At 68.4% G+C, this 17,466-nt stretch carries 23 protein-coding genes; 9 read left to right on the forward strand and 14 right to left on the reverse strand.

From position 1 onward, the window contains the following. Nucleotides 1-121 precede the first annotated feature (121 nt). Nucleotides 122-589, forward strand: coding sequence for a PPC domain-containing DNA-binding protein (locus tag Q0632_RS19610; protein ID WP_298933367.1), 468 nt, complete (start codon nucleotides 122-124; stop codon nucleotides 587-589). A gap of 69 nt (nucleotides 590-658) precedes the next feature. Further along, the gene (locus Q0632_RS19615; RefSeq protein WP_298933369.1) at nucleotides 659-1,054 is read left to right on the forward strand and encodes a VOC family protein; all 396 of its coding nucleotides are present in this window, start codon (nucleotides 659-661) and stop codon (nucleotides 1,052-1,054) included. Between the two features lie 9 nt (nucleotides 1,055-1,063). On the opposite strand, the gene queC is transcribed toward Q0632_RS19615, so the two are convergent. Next, nucleotides 1,064-1,768: a 7-cyano-7-deazaguanine synthase QueC gene (queC, locus tag Q0632_RS19620; protein WP_298933370.1), complete on the reverse strand. Its 705-nt coding sequence runs from the start codon at nucleotides 1,766-1,768 to the stop codon at nucleotides 1,064-1,066. 113 nt (nucleotides 1,769-1,881) lie between these two features. On the opposite strand from queC, the gene Q0632_RS19625 reads away from it, so the two are divergent. Further along, nucleotides 1,882-3,327 (forward strand): methyl-accepting chemotaxis protein, encoded by a 1,446-nt coding sequence (locus Q0632_RS19625; RefSeq protein ID WP_298933372.1) that lies wholly within the window; start codon nucleotides 1,882-1,884, stop codon nucleotides 3,325-3,327. A gap of 77 nt (nucleotides 3,328-3,404) precedes the next feature. After that, nucleotides 3,405-3,602, forward strand: a complete 198-nt coding sequence (locus Q0632_RS19630; RefSeq protein ID WP_298933374.1) for a hypothetical protein — start codon at nucleotides 3,405-3,407, stop codon at nucleotides 3,600-3,602. A 65-nt stretch (nucleotides 3,603-3,667) separates the two neighbouring features. Here the strand turns inward: Q0632_RS19630 and Q0632_RS19635 are convergent, their stop codons facing one another. The 4 genes from Q0632_RS19635 to minC all read right to left on the reverse strand — a co-directional run bounded on the left by Q0632_RS19635 (nucleotide 3,668) and on the right by minC (nucleotide 6,182). Continuing rightward, nucleotides 3,668-4,027 carry a DUF4148 domain-containing protein gene (locus Q0632_RS19635; protein WP_298933376.1) on the reverse strand — a complete coding sequence of 120 codons (360 nt, stop codon included), beginning with the start codon at nucleotides 4,025-4,027 and terminating at the stop codon, nucleotides 3,668-3,670. Between the two features lie 303 nt (nucleotides 4,028-4,330). Then, the gene (gene minE / locus Q0632_RS19640) at nucleotides 4,331-4,594 is read right to left on the reverse strand and encodes a cell division topological specificity factor MinE (protein WP_298933378.1); all 264 of its coding nucleotides are present in this window, start codon (nucleotides 4,592-4,594) and stop codon (nucleotides 4,331-4,333) included. Between the two features lie 3 nt (nucleotides 4,595-4,597). Next, a complete protein-coding gene (minD, locus tag Q0632_RS19645) occupies nucleotides 4,598-5,413 on the reverse strand; it encodes a septum site-determining protein MinD (RefSeq protein ID WP_298933380.1) in 816 nt (271 codons plus the stop codon). Between the two features lie 25 nt (nucleotides 5,414-5,438). Next, nucleotides 5,439-6,182 (reverse strand): septum site-determining protein MinC, encoded by a 744-nt coding sequence (minC, locus tag Q0632_RS19650; protein ID WP_298933382.1) that lies wholly within the window; start codon nucleotides 6,180-6,182, stop codon nucleotides 5,439-5,441. Nucleotides 6,183-6,341: 159 nt separating this feature from the next. On the opposite strand from minC, the gene Q0632_RS19655 reads away from it, so the two are divergent. Next, a complete protein-coding gene (locus Q0632_RS19655) occupies nucleotides 6,342-6,800 on the forward strand; it encodes a hypothetical protein (RefSeq protein WP_298933384.1) in 459 nt (152 codons plus the stop codon). A gap of 63 nt (nucleotides 6,801-6,863) precedes the next feature. Beyond that, nucleotides 6,864-7,220, forward strand: coding sequence for a nuclear transport factor 2 family protein (locus tag Q0632_RS19660; RefSeq protein WP_298933386.1), 357 nt, complete (start codon nucleotides 6,864-6,866; stop codon nucleotides 7,218-7,220). On the opposite strand, the gene Q0632_RS19665 is transcribed toward Q0632_RS19660, so the two are convergent. The 6 genes from Q0632_RS19665 to Q0632_RS19690 all read right to left on the reverse strand — a co-directional run bounded on the left by Q0632_RS19665 (nucleotide 7,217) and on the right by Q0632_RS19690 (nucleotide 12,607). Next, nucleotides 7,217-7,879 carry a TIGR03915 family putative DNA repair protein gene (locus tag Q0632_RS19665; RefSeq protein ID WP_298933388.1) on the reverse strand — a complete coding sequence of 221 codons (663 nt, stop codon included), beginning with the start codon at nucleotides 7,877-7,879 and terminating at the stop codon, nucleotides 7,217-7,219. The two genes, Q0632_RS19660 and Q0632_RS19665, sit on opposite strands and share 4 nt — an antisense overlap. Nucleotides 7,880-7,900: 21 nt before the next feature. After that, nucleotides 7,901-8,299, reverse strand: coding sequence for a hypothetical protein (locus Q0632_RS19670; RefSeq protein WP_298933390.1), 399 nt, complete (start codon nucleotides 8,297-8,299; stop codon nucleotides 7,901-7,903). Between the two features lie 21 nt (nucleotides 8,300-8,320). Beyond that, nucleotides 8,321-9,412 (reverse strand): lysylphosphatidylglycerol synthase domain-containing protein, encoded by a 1,092-nt coding sequence (locus Q0632_RS19675; RefSeq protein ID WP_298933392.1) that lies wholly within the window; start codon nucleotides 9,410-9,412, stop codon nucleotides 8,321-8,323. Beyond that, a complete protein-coding gene (clsB, locus tag Q0632_RS19680; RefSeq protein WP_298933394.1) occupies nucleotides 9,409-10,656 on the reverse strand; it encodes a cardiolipin synthase ClsB in 1,248 nt (415 codons plus the stop codon). The genes Q0632_RS19675 and clsB overlap by 4 nt, the downstream gene beginning before the upstream one ends. A 12-nt stretch (nucleotides 10,657-10,668) precedes the next feature. After that, complete coding sequence (locus Q0632_RS19685; RefSeq protein WP_298933396.1) at nucleotides 10,669-11,448, reverse strand: endonuclease/exonuclease/phosphatase family protein; 780 nt, start codon at nucleotides 11,446-11,448, stop codon at nucleotides 10,669-10,671. Between the two features lie 85 nt (nucleotides 11,449-11,533). Further along, on the reverse strand, nucleotides 11,534-12,607 hold the full coding sequence (locus Q0632_RS19690; protein WP_298933397.1) for a flavodoxin family protein: 1,074 nt from the start codon (nucleotides 12,605-12,607) through the stop codon (nucleotides 11,534-11,536). 166 nt (nucleotides 12,608-12,773) lie between these two features. On the opposite strand from Q0632_RS19690, the gene Q0632_RS19695 reads away from it, so the two are divergent. Continuing rightward, nucleotides 12,774-13,280 (forward strand): hypothetical protein, encoded by a 507-nt coding sequence (locus Q0632_RS19695; protein ID WP_298933398.1) that lies wholly within the window; start codon nucleotides 12,774-12,776, stop codon nucleotides 13,278-13,280. An 83-nt stretch (nucleotides 13,281-13,363) separates the two neighbouring features. On the opposite strand, the gene Q0632_RS19700 is transcribed toward Q0632_RS19695, so the two are convergent. Beyond that, nucleotides 13,364-13,837 (reverse strand): Spy/CpxP family protein refolding chaperone, encoded by a 474-nt coding sequence (locus Q0632_RS19700; protein WP_298933399.1) that lies wholly within the window; start codon nucleotides 13,835-13,837, stop codon nucleotides 13,364-13,366. 217 nt (nucleotides 13,838-14,054) lie between these two features. Between Q0632_RS19700 and Q0632_RS19705 the strand changes: the two genes are divergently transcribed. After that, nucleotides 14,055-14,402 carry a hypothetical protein gene (locus tag Q0632_RS19705; RefSeq protein WP_298933401.1) on the forward strand — a complete coding sequence of 116 codons (348 nt, stop codon included), beginning with the start codon at nucleotides 14,055-14,057 and terminating at the stop codon, nucleotides 14,400-14,402. Between the two features lie 51 nt (nucleotides 14,403-14,453). Here the strand turns inward: Q0632_RS19705 and Q0632_RS19710 are convergent, their stop codons facing one another. Continuing rightward, nucleotides 14,454-15,563 (reverse strand): alkene reductase, encoded by a 1,110-nt coding sequence (locus Q0632_RS19710; RefSeq protein ID WP_298933403.1) that lies wholly within the window; start codon nucleotides 15,561-15,563, stop codon nucleotides 14,454-14,456. A gap of 63 nt (nucleotides 15,564-15,626) precedes the next feature. Between Q0632_RS19710 and Q0632_RS19715 the strand changes: the two genes are divergently transcribed. Continuing rightward, the gene (locus Q0632_RS19715) at nucleotides 15,627-16,835 is read left to right on the forward strand and encodes a YbfB/YjiJ family MFS transporter (protein WP_298933405.1); all 1,209 of its coding nucleotides are present in this window, start codon (nucleotides 15,627-15,629) and stop codon (nucleotides 16,833-16,835) included. 21 nt (nucleotides 16,836-16,856) lie between these two features. On the opposite strand, the gene gstA is transcribed toward Q0632_RS19715, so the two are convergent. Then, nucleotides 16,857-17,465 (reverse strand): glutathione transferase GstA, encoded by a 609-nt coding sequence (gene gstA / locus Q0632_RS19720; RefSeq protein ID WP_298933407.1) that lies wholly within the window; start codon nucleotides 17,463-17,465, stop codon nucleotides 16,857-16,859. Nucleotide 17,466: the final 1 nt, after the last annotated feature.

The raw sequence follows: 17,466 nt of genomic DNA on the forward strand, positions 1-17,466 counted from the left end.
TTAGCTACTACTACTATCTTGAAAAAAAGAAATTAGGAGAGAACAACCGGGGCCCGCTTGACCAGCACGGGGGGTGCTCGCGCAGCGGGAAATGGCGGTGCAGAATCCGCCTCTCCCTGCCATGTCCCACACCGCCAACGACTTTGACAACACAGGCTTGTCGCCCGCCATCGACACCCTGGTGTTGCGCCTGAACCCCGGTGAGGACCTGCGCGCCACGCTGGCCGCGGCGTTTGCGGATGCGGCACGGACGCAGGGCATGGAGGCCGCCTGCGTGGTCTCGGGGATCGGTAGCCTGACGCAGGCCGTGCTGCGTTACGCGCAGCAGGAGCAGGGCACACGGGTGGACGGGCCGCTGGAGTTGCTGACGCTGGCGGGCACGCTCAGTGCAGATGGCGCCCACCTGCACGCCAGCGTCAGCGATGCCCGGGGCGCGGTGCTGGGCGGCCATCTGATGCCGGGCTGCACGGTGCGCACCACGGCCGAAGTGGTGCTGGCCCTGTTGCCGCAGTGGCACTTTGCGCGCAGGCCCGATGCCGCCACCGGCTACCTGGAGCTGGTGGCCACACGCAAGGCTGGAAAGCCGTGATGCCCTCCCGACAGATTTGCGCAGTGCGTGGCGCTAGGCTGGCCTCCTGACCATCCCAAGGAGCGAACCATGGCCGAACTTTCCGACAGCATCCTGTCCCACGTCTCGCTGGGCAGCAACGACTACGCCCGCGCCAAACCGTTTTACGACGCGGTGCTGGCCACCTTGCAGATCCGCTGCGTGATGGACTTTCCCGGTGGCGCCGGCTACGGCCGCAAGTTCCCCGAGTTCTGGATCCAGGCTCCTCACGATGGCGGCAAGGCCAGCGTGGGCAATGGCGTGCACGTTTCCTTCCTGGCCAACAGCCAGGCCGAGGTCGACGCCTTCCACGCCAAGGCTCTGGCCCTGGGCGGCACGGACGACGGCAAGCCGGGTTTGCGGCCGGAGTACGACAAGAACTACTACGGCGCCTTTGTGCGCGATCTCGATGGCAACAAGATCGAGGCGATGCTGATGGTGGAGTGAGCGTCCTCGTCAAGCCCGGGACGGGGACTTGTAGCCTGCCCAGCCCTTCGCGCGCAGTTCGCACGCCGGGCAGCTGCCGCAGCCATAGCCCCATGCATGGAGCGTGCTGTGGTCGCCCAGGTAGCAGCTGTGGCTTTGCAGGCGCAGCAGTTCCACCAGGCCTGTGCCACCGAGTTGTTCGGTGAGCTGCCAGGTCCGGGCCTTGTCGATCCACATCAGCGGGGTCTCGATGACAAAGCGCTGGTCCAGCCCCAGGCCCAGGGTCACCTGCAAGGCCTTGAGGGTGTCGTCGCGGCAATCGGGGTAGCCGGAGTAGTCGGTCTCGCACATGCCGCCGACCAGCACGCTGATGCCCCGGCGGTAAGCGATGGCGGCGGCGAAGGTGAAGAACAGCAGGTTGCGGCCGGGCACGAAGGTGTTGGGCAGGCCGCCTTGCGCAAAGGAGATGGCCTTCTCGTCGGTCAGGGCGGTGTCGCTGATCTGGCCCAGCAGGCCCAGGTCCAGCATGTGGTCCTGGCCCAGCTTGGCGGCCCAGTGCGGAAATTCGTTCCGCAGGCCTTCGAACACACGCTGGCGGCAGTCCAATTCCACCCTGTGGCGCTGGCCGTAGTCGAAGCCAATCGTCTCGACATGGTCGTAGCGGTCCAGCGCCCAGGCCAGGCAGGTGGCGGAGTCCTGCCCACCGGAAAAAAGGACCAGGGCTTTGTGGTGCATTGCACAACTGTACCCAAACCGCTTATCAAGAATTCCCGCCAGCGGCCGAACCATAAGGGGTGCGGCCGCGCAGCAGCGCGCATGGCCATTCACTCTTCAAGAAGTAAAGAAGAATGACTCCCTCATCCCTCCCCACCCCTGAGCGTTCCGCCGAGGCCGTGCTCGGCAACCGCGTGCTGCTGGCCGCGATCGGTATCGCCGCCCTGGCCAGCATCGGCCTGGGCCTGAAGTTCGTCGACTCCGGCCTGGCCATCGGCGCCACGCTGATCCTGCTGGCCATTGCCGGCGCCGGCTTTGCCCTGGGCGCGCAGCGCCTGGCATCGCGCTATGTGATGACCTTTGTCCTCATGGGCTTTGTCGCCCTGCACATCCAGCTGGCCCAGGGCATGCTGGAGCTGCACTTCGGTGTCTTCGTGGCCCTGGCCTTCCTGCTGGTCTACCGCGACTGGAAGCTCATCGTTTTTGGTGCCGCGGTGATCGCCGTGCACCACGTGCTATTCGACCGCCTGCAGGCCGCCGGCTATGGCTTTTATTGCACGACGGCGCCGGACTTCATGCGCATCGTGTTGCACGCCACCTATGTGGTGATCCAGTCGGGCGTGGAGATCGTGCTGGCCATCGGGCTGGGCCGCGCTGCCCTGGAAGGTGAAGAGCTGCGCGCCCTGGTCGCCAGCGTGGACCGCGAGGGCGCCATCGCACTGGATGTGTCGGGCCTGCCGGTGCACACCCGCGGCGGCCTTGCCTTGAAGAACACGCTGGGCCGGATGGAGACCGTGGTGTCCACCGTGCGCAGCAGCGCACTGGGCATCGGGACTGCCAGCGCCGAGATCGCCCAGGGCAACCAGGACCTGAGCCTGCGCACCGAGGAACAGTCCAGCGCCTTGCAGCAGACGGCCTCGTCCATGGGCGAGCTCAATGGCACGGTGCAGCGCAGCGCCGGCGATGCGCGCCAGGCCGAGCTACTGGCCCAGCAAGCTTCGCAGGTGGCAACGCGCGGTGGTGAGGCCATGGCCCGCGTGGTGCAGACCATGGACGGCATCGCCGGCAGCAGCCGCAAGATCGCCGACATCACCGGCGTGATCGACTCCATCGCTTTCCAGACCAATATCCTGGCGCTCAATGCCGCGGTGGAGGCGGCACGGGCCGGCGAGCAGGGCCGCGGCTTCGCCGTGGTGGCTTCGGAAGTGCGCAGCCTGGCGCAGCGCAGCGCCGATGCGGCGCGCGAGATCAAGGCCTTGATCGGCCAGAGCACGGCCCAGGTGGAAGAGGGCGCGAGCCTGGTCGGCGGCGCCGGCGCCACCATGGACGAGATCGTTGCGGCGATCCGCCGCGTGGCCGACATCGTGGCGGCCATCAGCCTGGCCGGCGCCAGGCAGAACGAAGGTTTCCACCAGGTGGGCCAGGCCGTGGAGCAGATGGACCAGGTGACGCAGCGCAATGCGGCCCTGGTGGAGGAGAGCGCGGCGGCAGCCGGCCATCTCAAGCAGCAGGCCCAGGGCCTGGTCGAGGCTGTGTCAGCCTTCCGGCTGCGCAGCGACGGTGGCCTGGTGCCGGCCTGACGGTAACAAAGCCCCTGTCCGACAACAGGGGCAGACCCTGGCTCCCAGAATGGAAGGCAACCGCAAAGGAGAACGCCATGGGCAAAAGCCAGAACCCCGACGACAAGCAGACCGGCCACACCGGCAAGGTCATGAACGACTTCAACAAGACCGGCAGCAAGGCCGTCACCCAGAAGAACCAGGGCCAGCGGTCGCCGCAAAGCCGCAGCGACCGCGAGTCGCAGCTGGGCAGCAGCAACCAGAACCAGTCACGCCGCGGCAATACCAGCCGTTAGCCATGAAAAAGGCGGCCCCCGGGCCGCCTTTGCTTCTCTTGCACTTCAGCCCCGAAGGGCCAGGCTCACTGGCCGCCGTTGACGGCGGCGCGGCCGGCCAGGCGGGTGCTGTCGTTGACGGCGCGGTTGGCGGCCAGCCAGGCCGAGCCGCTGTCTTCACCGGTCAGTGCGGCGACCTGGTCGCGGTCGGCGATGTAGGCGGCCGTCACCTGGTCACGCGTGGTGGCGCTCTGGAACTTTGCCAGCGGGTTGTACTGGATGGACCAGACGTTGGGGCCCTTCTTGAACTGCGCCAGCTCGGCCTGCACTTGCGCGCGGGTCTTGGTGGCGTTGAAGGGCGTCGTATCGACTGTGATGTCGTCGGCAAAGGCATTGCCGGCGGCGGCGAAGGCGATCAGGGCGAGGGTGGCGATCTTGCGGTTCATGGTGTTTCTTTCCAAATCAGGTTGAGGACAAACATCCGGGCATGGCTGGCGTCTGGGGGCGCCGGTCTGTTTCCAGCTCGGTGAGTCGTCGGCTTCAACTGTCAGCGGCTCATCGATGAAGAGCAGATGGGTCGCTCCACCCCGGCGACAAGCGCGCAGTCGCGCAACACACCGTTGCAGCCATGGCAACGGTGGCAGGAACCGGTCTTTGGAATGAAATACGCCCCAAGCCCCCGTCAAAAGGGCTTGAGGCGCTATGGATTTGCTAGCGTATGGAAGCCAGACGCGGTCTTTTGGCTGGCCTTACCTGGCGTCCGGCAGCTCGATCTTGACTTCCAGCACTTCCAGGTTGTCCTGGCGCTCCAGGTGAACCTTGATGTCGTCGGGGTTGATCTTGATGTACTTGCTGATCACGGCGACCAGGTCGCGCTGCAGGGCCGGCAGGTAGTCGGGCTCGGCGGCGTTGCGGCCGCTGCGCTCGTGCGCCAGGATGATCTGCAGCCGCTCCTTGGCGACGCTGGCGGTCTTCTTCTTCTCGCCCAGCAGGAAGGACAGGAACGATGCCATTTCTCACTTCCCCCCGAACAGGCGCTTGAAGAAGCCGGTCTTCTCGGCTTCGACAAAGCGCATGGGCTTGTCCTCGCCCAGGAAGCGGGAGATCACGTCCTTGTAGGCCTCTGAGACGTCGCTGCCCTTCATGTGGACGGCCGGCGTGCCCTGGTTGCTGGCCTGCAGCACCGACTCGCTCTCGGGGATGACGCCGATCAGCTTGATGCGCAGGATGTCCTGGATGTCTTCCAGCGACAGCATCTGGCCCTGGTCGACGCGGCTGGGGTTGTAGCGCGTGATCAGCAGATGCTCCTTGATCGGCTCCTTGCCCTCGATGGCGCGCCTGGTCTTGGACGACAGCATGCCCAGGATGCGGTCGGAGTCGCGCACGCTGGAGACTTCCGGGTTGGTGACCACCAGGGCCTCGTCAGCGAAGTGCATGGCCATCAGTGCACCGGTCTCGATGCCGGCCGGCGAGTCGCAGATGATGTACTCGAAGCCCATCGCCGCCAGGTCGTTCAGGACCTTCTCCACGCCTTCCTTGGTCAGGGCGTCCTTGTCGCGGGTCTGGGAGGCGGCCAGCACGAACAGGTTGTCGCACTGCTTGTCCTTGATCAGGGCCTGGTTGAGGTTGGCTTCGCCCTGAATCACGTTGATCAGGTCATAGACCACGCGGCGCTCGCAGCCCATGATCAGGTCCAGGTTGCGCAGGCCGACGTCGAAGTCGATCACCGCGGTCTTGTGGCCGGCCAGGGCCAGGCCGGAGGCAAAGCTGGCGCTGGTGGTGGTCTTGCCGACCCCGCCCTTGCCGGAAGTCACGACGACGATTTTTGCCATGGGGGTGTCCTTTGAATGAATGGGTTCAGGCCTTGAGCGGTGTCATCACCAGCTTGCCCTCGGTGCCGCCGTCCAGCCAGACCTGGGTGGGCTGGCCCAGCACCTCGGCCGGCAGCGGCACGTCGCTGGTGCGGTACACGCCGGCGATGGAAATGAGTTCGGGCTCCAGGCACAGCGAGAAGATGCGCGCCTCGGTGTTGCCGCGCGCGCCGGCAATGGCCTTGCCGCGCAGCGGCGCATAGACGTGGATGTGGCCGTCGGCGATCACCTCGGCGCCGGGATTGACCATCTGCAGCACCACCAGGTCGCGGCCGCGCGCATAGACCTGCTGGCCCGAGCGCAGCGGCTTGTCGATGACCATGGCGTCGGTGGGCGGTGGCGCTACCGCCACCGGGGCCGCCGGGGTGGCCGCCTCATTGCGCTGGGGCGCGGCTGTGGTGTCGGGCGCGGCCGCCAGGCCGGCGAGCAAGGCGGCCTGCATCTGCGCCGCACTGCCGCCCTTGGCTGCCACCGGCAGCACGCGGTAAGACCGCAGCAGGGCCAGCAGACCGGCGAAGTCGACGGCGGTCTCGCCCTGGGCCTGCAGCGGCGCCAGGTCGATGACCAGCGGGTCGTTGTCGAAGAAATCGGGGATGTCGCCGAAGCGATCCTGCAGCTCGCCGGCCAGTGCGGCCAGGTCGGCGGACTTGAGCAGCAAGGCCACCAGGGGCAGGTTGGCGCTCTTGATCTCGAACGTGGCAGGGGCGCGTCCTGCGAGGGCTACGGTCATTGAGGAGAAGGTGGGTACGGCTGGGGCAAAACGCGGGGAATCTTAACAGTCGTGTGCCGGGGCCGTCCTACAGCATCTGTTGCCAATTGCGCTTGTTGCGCCTCTGGAGCGCAGCCCATACTTGTTACACACAGGCGCGCAAGCGCCCAAGGAGTTGCCATGAAGACGAAGCACCTTCCCTCCCATTGGGTCACGGTCGCACTGGTCACGGCGGCGGCGATGCTGACCATCACCGAGGCCTGGGGCCAGGCCAGCGGCGCGGCTGCGGTCTTCGAGGGCCGTCCGTCCATGGCTGGCGCCCAGGCCGGCACCGGCGCCATGGCCGGTCCGCCGCAGGGCGGCATCGGACTGCAGGGCCCGGAGGGCTCCCAGCTCAAGCTGCGGCCGCCCCCGGCCATCCGCGAGGCCAACAACATGCCCCAGGGCACGCCGGCCGCGGTGGTGGACACCAGCACGGAAGTGCGCGAGATCCAGCTGGAATCGACCGCGGAGCGGGACGCCAAGCGCGACCCCGGCATGGCCAGGAAGCAGCAAAGCCCCAGCGACAAGGTGCAGCGCTCGGCCAAGCGCACCACCGAAGCATCCAAGTACGGCGTCAGCCCGATCGACTCGCGCTGACAGCCCTGGGGGACCAGGCGGGCCTTTGCCGTCCGTCTTTACAGGCGGCGGTTACAGTCGTCCATGCAAGACACAAAACTGAGCCAGGTCGTCCGCAGCTATGTGGGCGCCTACGAGGCCGGCAACCGCGCCCTCGCCGAGTCCCTGCTGGCCGACAGCTTCACCTTCACCAGCCCCAACGACGCCGGCATCGACCGCGCCACCTACTTCGAGCTCTGCTGGGCCGAGGACGACGCCGGCCGCGACCAGCGCATCGAAAGCCTGGTGGTCGATGGCCAGCAGGCCTACGTCACCTACAGCTGCACCGGCCACGACGGCCATTCTTTTCGCAACACCGAGGTCCTGACCTTCCACGGCGAGCAGATCGCCAGCGTGAACGTCTATTTCGGCGCGGCCTGGCCCAGCGCCGCTGCCGCCTAAGCCATCCCGAAGACAGAGCGGTAGCGCGCCAGCCACAGCTGCGGCGGCGCATCCTCGGGCACGGCGGCGGCGCCCGGCCCGTAGCGCAGCTGCTGGCCGTCCGAGGCTACGCTGCGCAGCGGCGTGAGCACTGCCCAGCGCTGGCCCGGCAGGCGCCGCGCGAACCAGGGCGCCAGCGCCTCGACGATGTGGTGGGCCGGCTCGAACCAGGCCAGCTGCAGCGGCTGCCCGGCGCAGTCTTCGTCGGGCACGCTGTGAAAGCGCACCTGGGCCTTCATCTTGTGAATGTCGCGCCGGATGGCCTGTCCCATCTGCTGGGCCGCCAGCATGTCGGCGTCGATCGGGTTGTGGCGCAGGCCGGGCTCATAGACCAGCCGCCACAGCAGGCGGTACAGCAGGGCAAAGCGCTGCGGGTCGCTGTGCAGCACGACCAGCTCGCACAGGCGCAAAAAGGATGCGGGCACGATGGCCGTGGCCGCCCGCGGCACGCCGCGCGGCCGGCTGTCGGCGGCTGGTGCGGGCGTGGCGAAGGGATCGTGGAACTGGCCGTCGTCGGTGTCCCAGACCACCTCGTCGGGCGGCACCTGGTGGGCCAGCAGGGTCTGGGCTTGCCCGCGGAAGCCGGCAAGGTCGATGGCGCTGGCCAGGTGGGCATGCATGGTGGGGCCACCCTGGCGCGCTCAGCGGCGCGTTGCGGGCCGGGCCAGCCGGCGGGCATTGGCGGTGGAGGCGCCGTGGTAGGGCGCCAGCGCGGCCTGGCCCAGCGAGGCCCAGGCGCCCCAGGCGCCGAAGCCGCGCGGCGCCGACTGGAACTGCGCGGACTGCATGCGCGCCGCCACGGCCCAGGCCGACTCGCCGGCGGCCTGCAGCTTCTCACTGCCCATGCGGACGAACTCCTTGCGGTCGCGTGCACTGGGCTGGGCGCCGGCGCGCGCCATGCGGTGCACCCGCGTGCCGATCACCTGGCCCGAGGCCAGCAGCATCTCGCTGGATTTGAGCGCGAGGTCGGCCCACAGCATGGCCGGGGCAAACAAGCCGGCCGGCGAGAAGCTGGGAGCAGGGATGCGTTTGCGGGCCATGGAGGTCTTTCTTCAGGGGCGTCAGGCCGCCGAACGTTTGGGCCGGGCATGGCCGGTCACTGAATGGCTTGCCAGCCGGGCGGGCGCAGCCGATGCCTTGGGCTTGCGCGCCTTGAGCTCCATCGCCAGGTACATCAGCGAGGCGATCAGCAGCGGCACCATGTAGTACAGGGCGCGGTAGCCCAGCAGCGCGCCCAGCAACTGGCCCTCGGCGATGCGGTGGCCCACCAGGGCCAGGAAGACCCCTTCGAACACGCCCAGGCCGGCCGGCACGTGCAGCACCACGCCGGCGATGGCGCCCACCAGCAGCACGGTGAGCACGTCGGTGTAGGGGAGCTTTTGCTGCAGCAGCACCCAGATGATGGCGGCCATCAGCGACCAGTTGATGCAGGAGATGGTCATCTGCAGCACGGCCATGCGCCAGGGCGGCAGGTAGATCTCGTGGCCGCGCACCAGCCAGATGCGGTCGCCCATGCGGGCGCAGGCGACGATGTAGCCCAGCGAGATGGCCATCAGGGCCGCGCCCAGCCACTGCAGGCCGTGGTTGCCCATGTGCCAGGCGGGCGGCAGGGCGATGGGGTGGACGACAAAGAGAAAGCCGGCCAGCAGCTTGTAGCCCAGCCAGTTGGTCAGCATGCTCATGGACACGATGCGCGTGATGACGCCGGGCTTGAGCCCCAGCCGTGAATACAGCCGGTAGCGAAAGCCCACGCCGCCGATCAGTGAACCGATGCACAGGTTGAAGGCGTAGCTGACGAAGTTCACCGCCATCACCGTCAGCGTGGGCAGGTTGTGGCCGGTGTAGCGCTTGCCCAGCAGGTCGAAGCAGCTGTAGAGCAGGTGGCTGGTCGCGGCCAGGGCGATGGCGGCCCACAGCGCCGGCGCCGGCAGGCTGCGCAGCGAGTTCCACACATCGTCCCAGTCCACGTGGCGGCCGTACTCCACAAGCAGCCAGGTGACGGCGATGAAGAAGGCGGCGGTCGCGCCGTTCTTGACCCAGGGCCACCAGGGCCGCTGGCGCCAGGGTGATTTCTGCGCGCCGGCTTCGCGCTGTTGCCGGCGCCTGGCGGCGATGGCCTTGATGCCGTGGCGCGGCAGGCTGGGCGTGCTCATTGCGAAGCCTCCTTGCCGCCGGTGGCACAGGCCGGCCTCAAGCTGTCCTGCAGGGCCGGCGACAGCCGCGGTGCGTGGCGCGGCAGCCAGCTGGCCCAGCTGGGGTACTTGCGGATCAGGTGAAAGGCCAGGTAGCTGCGCACCAGCTGCCAGGTGCCGATCTTCTCGCCTGCCTGCATCTCGATGCGCTTGCAGCTGTTTTGCATCAGCCCCTCCAGGTTGGCGTGGAGCTCGGCGTTGAAGGCGCGGTCGCGGATGATGAGGTTGGCCTCCAGGTTGAGCGCCAGGCTCAGCGGGTCGAGGTTGCTCGAGCCCACGGTGGCCCACTCATGGTCGGCCAGCGCCACCTTGCCGTGCAGCGGCCGGTCGCAGTACTCATAGATGCGCACGCCGGCCTTGAGCAGGTGGTGGTAGAGCAGGCTGGCCGCCGTCTTGACGATGGGCATGTCGGGCATGCCCTGCAGAATCAGGCTGACCTGCACACCGCGGCGCGCGGCGCGGCGCATCTCGCGCACCAGCCGGTAGCCGGGGAAGAAGTAGGCATTGGCGATCACCACCCGTTCCTTCGCGCCGCGGATGGCGATGCGGTAGTGGCGCTCGATGTCGTTCATGTGCTCGCGGTTGTCGCGGGTGACGAACAGGGCGGCGGCCGTGCCGGCACGCGGCAGGTCCGACGGCTGGGCCCGCAGCGCCTTGCGCCGGCGCCACCACTGGCGCGCCTTCTGGTGGCGCTGGCCCTCGGCCAGGGCGGTATGGGTGAAGCGGTGGATCTCGGCGACGATGGGGCCACGCACCTCCACCGCATAGTCCTGCTTGGCCTCGGGGCCGAAGTCGGCCAGGTGGTCGGCCGAGTAGTTGATGCCGCCGACGAAGGCGCGGGTGCCGTCCACCACCACGATCTTGCGGTGCATGCGGCGCAGGTAGTTGACGCGCCAGCCCAGCACCGGTGCCGCCGGGTCGAACACATGGACTCGCACGCCGGCCTCGCACAGAGCGCCCAGGAACTGCTGCGACAGGTCGGGCGAGCCGAAGCCGTCGATGGTCAGGTCGACTTGCACACCGCGCTTTGCCGCTGCGACCAGGGCTGCGTGCAGCTGCAGCCCGACCTTGTCCTCGAACAGGATGAAGGTCTCGACCACCACCTCGGTCTGCGCCGCGGCAATGCTGTCGAACACGCGCGGGAAGAACGCCTCGCCGTTTTCCAGCAGGCGGATGTTGTTGCCCTCGATCCAGCGTCCAGCCATGGTCTTGCGTCCTCAGATGTGGATCTCGGCCACCAGCGGCGCATGGTCCGACAGGTGCGACCAGGGCTTGCGCGGAAGCACCACCGGCAGATGCACCGAGGCATTGCGCACGTAGATGCGGTCCAGCGACAGCACGGGGAAGATGGCCGGAAAGGTCTTGGCGGCCGCGCCATAGGCGGTGACGAAGACCTCACGCAGGCCTGCGCCCTCGAGCAGCATGGTGTGGGCGCGCTTGCGCCAGTCGTTGAAGTCACCCGCCACGATCAGTGGCGCGTCGTCGGGCACTTCGCTGCGCACCATCTCGCACAGCAGGTCCAGCTGTTGCACGCGGTGCGACTCGGCCAGGCCCAGGTGGACGCAGATCACGTGCACATCGATCTGCTGCACCGGCATGCGCAGCACGCAATGGAGCAGGCCGCGCTTTTCCGGGCCGGAGATGGAAACGTCGTGGTTCTGGAAATGGACGATGGGGAACTTGGACATCACGGCGTTGCCGTGGTGGTGGCCCTTGGGATAGACCATGTTGCGGCCGTAAGCGTACTGCGGCCAGATGCTGTCGGCCAGGAACTCGTACTGCGGCGCGTCGGGCCAGTTCTCATGGTTGCGGTCGCTTTTCTTGCGCGCCTCCTGCGTGCCCAGCACCTCCTGCAGGAAGACCACGTCGGCGCCCACCTTGCGCACCGCGTCGCGCAGCTCGGGCAGGATGAACCTGCGGTTGAAGGTGGTGAACCCCTTGTGGGTGTTGACCGTCATCACGGTCAGCGGCGGGGCGGTGGCCACGGTGTCGGTCATGGGACTGTCTCGGCGTTGTGCGGAAATCCCTTTGTAGTGGCCGCTCCCCGCGCCAGGTGTAGGACGCGCGGCTGTCTTCCTGTCGCTACTTGGGCCGCGGCCGGCGCAGGCCGGCGTCGGGCGGCTGCAGGCGGCCGGCGCGCAGTTCGCCCACCGCATGGGCGAGGGCACGGGCCGCATTGCGCACTTCTTCCTGCACGTCCCTGTCTTTGTCCAGCGCGCCGTGGCTGCTGGCATAGGGCTGGTAGTAGCCGATGAAGCGGTCCAGCCGCGCCTGGCTGCCGGCGTCCACCAGGCCCATCCAGTCCAGCCAGTCGCACAGGGAGCGGCGCACGCCTTCGATGCCGGCGACGTCGCCGTGCACGACCACGCCGTAGGCGCGGCCGGCCAGGCGCTTGGGATAGTCCCAGCCCTGCAGCTCGATCTGCTTGGCCAGTTGCGGCTTCTTGCCCTGGGTGCTGGTGGGGTCGGGATTGCCGCCGTCGGCGCAGACCAGCCTGTCCATCATCAGCTTGAGCGGGCTGGCCACCTGGTACCAGTAGACCGGCGTCAGCAGCAGCACGCCGTGGGCCGCGACCCAGCGCTCGTAGATGTCGGCCATCCAGTCGCCGGTCTGGCGCGTGGCGTGGTTGGGGTAGCAGCTGCAAGGCCAGTGGCACAGCGGCATGGCGGTGGAGACGCAGCCCTTGCAGGGGTGGATGTGCAGGTCGTACTCGGAGGTCAGCAGGCTCAGGTCCAGCACATCGGCCTCGATGCCGGCGGCCTTGAGCACATCGTGCGCGATCCTGGTCATGCGCCAGGTCTTGGAGATCTCGCCCGGGCAGGTGCCGTCGTTGCGCGCCGACCCGCACACCAGCAGCACGCGCGAGGGCGTGGCCTTGCGGCCCCAGAGCTCCTGCGCCGCGATGAGCCTGTCCCGGGTCTCGCGCCATTCCAGCGACAGTTCGTAATGCGGGTCGGCAAAGCCCGGGCCGGCCGGCGCGGTGCGCGGCGCCTTGCGGCCCTCCTTGTAAGCCTCCCAGGCGATCTGCTCCAGCCGTGCCAATGCATCAGCTTCCACGGCAAAGGCCGGGTCGTTGAAGGACTGCAGGAAGCGCTGGTGGAACTTGCGCCTGCCGATAGGCGCCGGCGCCTGGCCCTTGCGGATGGCGGTGCTCATGCGGCCAGTGTAGGCAGCGGCGCACTGTCTGTGGGGCCGGGACGGGCGTGGAGGGCCGTGTCCTACAGGCGCCGGCGCGCATGTCCGGCAGGGGGGCCCGGATGGGCTCGGTACGGTGAACCATGCCCTGCTTTCTGGGGCTTGTGAATGAAGCAAAGGATTTGACATGACGAACCGCAACACCACCGTTTCCCTGCTGCTGGCCGGCCTTCTGGCCGCCGGCGGCGCAGCCCACGCGCAGAGCGCCGCGGCGGGCGGCAGCTCGGATGTGCCGCCCAAGGCTGGCGAGGCCAGCACCCAGACCAATGGCGTGCCCAACGCGCAGACCACCAACGCCCCTGCTGCCACCGCCGACATCAGCACCAAGGACCAGATCCGCCAGGACGCGGCCGGCCAGAGCAAGGCCAGCGCCACCTCGTCCGTGCCCAACAAGGCCGGCGAGGCCAGCACCATGGTCAAGGGCAATCCCAATGCCGACCCCAACAACCCGGCCCTGACCAAGAGCAAGTCGGAAAAGCGGGTCGAGAAGGAAATGAAGAAGGCCGAGTCCCAGCAGCGCCGCGACGCCGCCGTGATGGGCCAGAAGGGCGCGCAAGCTGGCGCTCCGGCAGGGACACCGGCGGTGTCGCCGGCCGGCACGCCTTCCGTGCATGAAGGCGGCACGCCCAAGTAAAGCCGCCGCACCATGAAAAAAGCCTGCACCGTCACCGGTGCAGGCTTTTTGCGTTGGCGGCAGGCTCCTGCCTGCACAGGTGGTCAGCCCATGCGGTGGCGCGGGCCGCCGTGGCCACTGAAGCGCTTGGCCGTCTCGCTGTCGAAGACCTTTTTCTGGTCCGGCGTCAGCGCGGCGTAGAAGGCCTTGGTGGCGTCGGCCCGGCGGTCCATCTCGGCATTGCGCGTGCTGCGCAGCGCGCGCATCTGGTCGATGCGCTCCGGCGTGCTCATCCTGGCGATGGCCTCACGGTCCGGGCGCTGTGGCCGGTCGCCAGGCTTCATCGCGTTGGTGAAGCTGGTCCAGGCGCCTTCCTGGGTGGCCGTGATCTGCAGCTTCTGCTTGAGCTCGGCCTGGTGCTTGGCCATGCGCTCTTGCATCTTGGCCGGATCGTGGTGGGGCCTGCCTTCGCGGGCGACGGGCGCGCCGGGCGTGGGCGCGACCGGGGTCTGCGCCGTGGCGGCCAGACCCAGCGAAGCCAGCAGGGAGGCGGCGATGAGGTGGTGGGCGAATTTCATGGAAACATCCTTCCTTGGAAAGGCCTGAGGAGTCCGACATGGGCCGCAGGTTGCAGGCAAGTGTGGGACGGCCATGTAACGCGTCCATGCCCCTAGCGTGGCGGGAATGTAAAGCCGGGCCCGGTGGGAGCCTTCCTACGCGCGAAATCCATCCGCGGCCACAGCCGCGCTTGCATTGCGGCGCGATGCTGGGCACCTGAACTCCAAGGAGACAAGCATGAAGTCGATCACCCTTGTGCGCCCCACGGCCGCCGTGCTGGGGACGCTTCTTGCCGCCGCGGCTCTGGCGCAGACCGTGCCCAGCCGCACCACGACCGAGGTGGCGGCGCCAGTGGTGTCCGATGCCGCGCCCCTGCCGGCCGAAGACCGCAGCAGCACCGGCGCCATCTTGCTGGAGAACGCGCCGGTGCGGGCCCAGCGCAATCCCACGGCCGTGATGGGCGCCTCGCCCAGCGTGGCCAAGCCCGCCAGCAAGGCCCTCAAGCGCAGCGAACAGCGTCAGGCACGTGATGCCGACGCCGCCACCTTGCGCCAGCAAGGGGCCGGCAGCCTGCAGGACAACTGAGCCGTTTTTGGTCAAATGGGCCTGTAGCCCCGGGCAAATGGACCTGGAGCGCTATGCTTGTTGTAGCGCCGGGTAGTCGGTGTAGCCCTTGGCGCCGCCGCCATAGAACGTCATCTTGTCGGGGCTGTTGAGCGGCGCGTCGGTGCGCAGGCGCTCGACCAGATCGGGGTTGGCGATGAAGGGCACGCCGAAGGCGACCAGGTCGGCCCCATCGTTGACGGCCTTCTCGGCCAGGGTCTTGTCGTAGCCGTTGTTGACCATCCAGGCGCCCTGGCCGCCAGCCTCGCGGTAGACCTTTTTCAGTGCGGCGTAGTCGAAGGGACGGTCGGCGATCTCGCGCGGGCCGCCGGTGGCGCCCTCGATGACGTGGATGTAGGCCAGGCCCAGCGGCGCGAGCTGGCGCACCACATATTCGAACAGCGGCTGCGGGTCGGCGTCGATGACGTCGTTGGCCGGCGTCACTGGCGACAGACGGATGCCGGTGCGGCCGCCGCCGATTTCTTCCACCACCACACGCATCACCTCCAGCAGCAGGCGGGCGCGGTTCTCGATGGAGCCGCCGTAATCATCCGTGCGCTGGTTGGCGCCGGTCTTGAGGAACTGGTCCAGCAGGTAACCGTTGGCGCCATGCACCTCGACGCCGTCGAAGCCGGCCGTGCTGACGGCGTGGCGCGCCGCATGGCGGTAGTCCTGCACGATGCCCGGGAGTTCTTCCGCGGCCAGCGCGCGCGGCTCGGAGGTGGGGGCAAACGAGCCCACGCCGTCCTTGATCAGGTAGGTCTTGGTCTTGGCCGTGATGGCCGAGGGCGCGACCGGCGGCTGGCCGCCGGGCTGCAGGTCGACGTGCGAGACGCGGCCCACGTGCCACAGCTGCACCACGATGCGGCCGCCCTTGGCATGGACGGCATCGGTCACGCGCTTCCAGGCGTCGAGCTGCTCGGTGCCGTACAAGCCCGGCACGTCGGCATAGCCCTGGCCTTGCGGGCTGATGGCCGTGGCCTCGGTGACCAGCAGGCCGGCGCTGGCGCGCTGGCTGTAATAGGTGTCGGCCAGGGCCGTGGGGATGGCGTTGGGCGAGCGGTTGCGTGTGAGCGGCGCCATCACGACGCGGTTGGACAGTTGCAGATCGCCGGCGCGGGCCGGGTCGAACAGGCTGGGCATGGGAGAGAGTCCTTGTTGCTGTTGTTGGGCTGGTTTGCCCCAGTGTATGGACAATGCAGCGCCATGACAGGCCACGGCAACGATTCCCCCTCGCGCCTGCTGCTATTGGCGCTGGCCCTGTCGCTGGGTGCGGCAATCTCGTTAGGCATCACGCGCTTCGCCTATGGCCTGTTGCTGCCGCCCATGCGCGCCGATTTGCAGTGGTCCTACACCCTGGCCGGCACGATGAACACGGCCAACGCCCTGGGCTATCTGCTGGGTGCATTGGCCACACCGCGGTTGATGCGCCGCTACGGTCCGTCGCGCCTGCTGCTATGGGGCGCGGCCCTGGCCAGCCTGTTCATGGGCCTGTCGGGCTTTTTCACCGAGGCCGCGCCCTTGCTGGCGCAGCGGGTGCTGGCCGGCGTCGCGAGTGCCTTTGTCTTCATCGCCGGCGGTCTGCTGGCTGCGCGGCTGGGCGCGCTGCAGCCGGCGCGCAGCGGCTTGCTGCTGGGCCTGTACTACGGCGGCACCGGCCTGGGCATCGTGCTGTCGGCCCTGCTGGTGCCGGCCGTGCTGGAGGCGGCGCAAGCGCGGCCGCATGGCTGGGCCTGGGCCTGGTGGACGCTGGCTCTGGCCTGCTTTGCCGCGACGCTGTCCCTGCTGTGGCCGGCGCGCGTGCTGCAGGCGCTGGAGGCGGCCGCGCCCACGGGTGCACAGCAGGCCGATGGGCGGCGCTTTGGCTGGCGCGCCTTCGCGCCGGGCCTGGCCGGCTACGCGTTGTTCGGCGTGGGCTACATCGGCTACATGACCTTCGTCATCGCCCTGCTGCGTGAGCAGGGCGTGGGGCCGGCGCGCATCACGCTGTTCTATGCGCTGCTGGGTGTGGCGGTCGTTGCCTCGTCGCGCATCTGGGCCGACCTGCTGGACCGCTACCGCGGCGGCCAGTCCCTGGCCCTGCTCAATGCCGTGCTCGGCGTGGCGACCATCGCTCCGGCGCTGACGGCGGCCTGGCCGGCCGTGCTGCTGTCGGGCCTGGTCTTCGGCGGCGTCTTCCTGTCCGTCGTGGCTTCCACCACCGCCCTGGTGCGGCACAACCTGCCGCCAGCGCAATGGGCGGCCGGCATCAGCGCCTTCACCATCGTGTTTGCGGCCGGCCAGATTGCCGGGCCCACGGTGGTGGGCTGGATCGCCGACGGCCCGGGCGGGCTGGCGCGCGGCCTGCTGTTCTCGGCCGGCGCGCTCTGGCTGGGGGCTCTGGTGGCAGCGCGGCAGAAGGCCTTGCCGGCATGAACCGGCAAGGCGCGGCCGCCCTTATTTGCCCTGGGTCTCGGCGTTGAGCGCTGCCTGCACCGCCGGCCGCGCCGCCATGCGCTCCATGAAGGCCAGCAGGTTGGCGTAGGGCGCGAGGTCCACGCCGGTGGGCTTGTGCCAGCGCAGCACGGTGAACAGGTAGGCGTCGGGCACGCTGAAGTGCTCGCCCATCAGGTAGTCCTTGCCGGCCAGCTGGCCATCGGCGAACTGCAGGCGGCCGGCGATGCGCTCGCGGAAGATTTTCTTGGCGTCATCGGGCATGTTGGGGTTGAACAGCGGGCTGAACTTCTGGTGCAGTTCGGTGCCGATGAAGGTCAGCCACTCCTGCAGGCGGTAGCGCGCCAGCGTGCCGTTGGCCGGCGCGAGATTCCTGGTGGGCACCTGGTCGGCGACGTACTGCACGATGGCCGGGCCTTCGCGCAGGCGGGTGCCGTCGTCCAGCTCCAGCAGGGGCACGTAGCCCAGGGGGTTGACCTCGTAGTAGTCGCCGCCGTCGGGCAGCTTGTGGGTCTTGGTCGGGGCCAGCACCGGCTCGAAGGCCAGGCCGGCCTCGCGCAGGACGATGTGCGGCGCCAGCGAGCAGGCGCCGGGGGAGTAGTAAAGCTTCATC

The sequence above is a fragment of the uncultured Ramlibacter sp. genome (genome assembly GCF_936925435.1).
Classification (GTDB): Bacteria; Pseudomonadota; Gammaproteobacteria; order Burkholderiales; family Burkholderiaceae_C; genus Ramlibacter.

Coding starts and splice junctions, on each gene's coding strand:
- Q0632_RS19610 (WP_298933367.1), top strand. CDS start 122: ATGTCCCACACCGCCAACGACTTTGACAACACAGGCTTGTCGCCCGCC.
- Q0632_RS19615 (WP_298933369.1), top strand. CDS start 659: ATGGCCGAACTTTCCGACAGCATCCTGTCCCACGTCTCGCTGGGCAGC.
- queC (WP_298933370.1), bottom strand. CDS start 1,768: ATGCACCACAAAGCCCTGGTCCTTTTTTCCGGTGGGCAGGACTCCGCC.
- Q0632_RS19625 (WP_298933372.1), top strand. CDS start 1,882: ATGACTCCCTCATCCCTCCCCACCCCTGAGCGTTCCGCCGAGGCCGTG.
- Q0632_RS19630 (WP_298933374.1), top strand. CDS start 3,405: ATGGGCAAAAGCCAGAACCCCGACGACAAGCAGACCGGCCACACCGGC.
- Q0632_RS19635 (WP_298933376.1), bottom strand. CDS start 4,027: ATGAACCGCAAGATCGCCACCCTCGCCCTGATCGCCTTCGCCGCCGCC.
- minE (WP_298933378.1), bottom strand. CDS start 4,594: ATGGCATCGTTCCTGTCCTTCCTGCTGGGCGAGAAGAAGAAGACCGCC.
- minD (WP_298933380.1), bottom strand. CDS start 5,413: ATGGCAAAAATCGTCGTCGTGACTTCCGGCAAGGGCGGGGTCGGCAAG.
- minC (WP_298933382.1), bottom strand. CDS start 6,182: ATGACCGTAGCCCTCGCAGGACGCGCCCCTGCCACGTTCGAGATCAAG.
- Q0632_RS19655 (WP_298933384.1), top strand. CDS start 6,342: ATGAAGACGAAGCACCTTCCCTCCCATTGGGTCACGGTCGCACTGGTC.
- Q0632_RS19660 (WP_298933386.1), top strand. CDS start 6,864: ATGCAAGACACAAAACTGAGCCAGGTCGTCCGCAGCTATGTGGGCGCC.
- Q0632_RS19665 (WP_298933388.1), bottom strand. CDS start 7,879: ATGCATGCCCACCTGGCCAGCGCCATCGACCTTGCCGGCTTCCGCGGG.
- Q0632_RS19670 (WP_298933390.1), bottom strand. CDS start 8,299: ATGGCCCGCAAACGCATCCCTGCTCCCAGCTTCTCGCCGGCCGGCTTG.
- Q0632_RS19675 (WP_298933392.1), bottom strand. CDS start 9,412: ATGAGCACGCCCAGCCTGCCGCGCCACGGCATCAAGGCCATCGCCGCC.
- clsB (WP_298933394.1), bottom strand. CDS start 10,656: ATGGCTGGACGCTGGATCGAGGGCAACAACATCCGCCTGCTGGAAAAC.
- Q0632_RS19685 (WP_298933396.1), bottom strand. CDS start 11,448: ATGACCGACACCGTGGCCACCGCCCCGCCGCTGACCGTGATGACGGTC.
- Q0632_RS19690 (WP_298933397.1), bottom strand. CDS start 12,607: ATGAGCACCGCCATCCGCAAGGGCCAGGCGCCGGCGCCTATCGGCAGG.
- Q0632_RS19695 (WP_298933398.1), top strand. CDS start 12,774: ATGACGAACCGCAACACCACCGTTTCCCTGCTGCTGGCCGGCCTTCTG.
- Q0632_RS19700 (WP_298933399.1), bottom strand. CDS start 13,837: ATGAAATTCGCCCACCACCTCATCGCCGCCTCCCTGCTGGCTTCGCTG.
- Q0632_RS19705 (WP_298933401.1), top strand. CDS start 14,055: ATGAAGTCGATCACCCTTGTGCGCCCCACGGCCGCCGTGCTGGGGACG.
- Q0632_RS19710 (WP_298933403.1), bottom strand. CDS start 15,563: ATGCCCAGCCTGTTCGACCCGGCCCGCGCCGGCGATCTGCAACTGTCC.
- Q0632_RS19715 (WP_298933405.1), top strand. CDS start 15,627: ATGACAGGCCACGGCAACGATTCCCCCTCGCGCCTGCTGCTATTGGCG.
- gstA (WP_298933407.1), bottom strand. CDS start 17,465: ATGAAGCTTTACTACTCCCCCGGCGCCTGCTCGCTGGCGCCGCACATC.